At 32.7% G+C, this 346-nt stretch carries 1 protein-coding gene; it reads right to left on the bottom strand.

Annotated elements, in window-relative coordinates:
- Positions 1 to 346: UDP-N-acetylglucosamine 2-epimerase (locus QWI17_RS00165; protein ID WP_302720486.1), on the bottom strand; the 346-nt coding region annotated here is incomplete at both ends.

The following is a 346-nucleotide window of genomic DNA, read 5'->3' as shown; positions in this document are numbered from 1 at the left end:
TTTACAACTGGAACTCCTAAATAAGAACACTCTCTAATTCCAACACTTGAATTTCCTATTAAACATTGTGAGTTTTTTAAGAGTCTTAAAAAATCATTAGGTTCCATATTTTTAAAAAAACGAATGTTTGTTGGTTTTTTTAATTCTCTAAATGTTCTTATACCACTTGAAGTTCCATCTGAACCAGCATCAACATTCGGCCAAAACCAAAAAGTGGGTATGTTTAATTCTTGGATTGCTTCTAGCGTGGTAGTCACATCGTTTTTTGATTGCTTGTATTCTGTAGTTACAGGGTGTTGCATTACAACTAAATATCCTTTTTCCCAATCTATCTCTGTTCCTACAC

This window comes from Gilvimarinus gilvus, assembly GCF_030518155.1.
Lineage (GTDB): Bacteria > Pseudomonadota > Gammaproteobacteria > Pseudomonadales > Cellvibrionaceae > Gilvimarinus > Gilvimarinus gilvus.
Note: the sequence above shows the minus strand (reverse complement) of the source record. Positions and strands in the feature narration are given on the sequence as shown.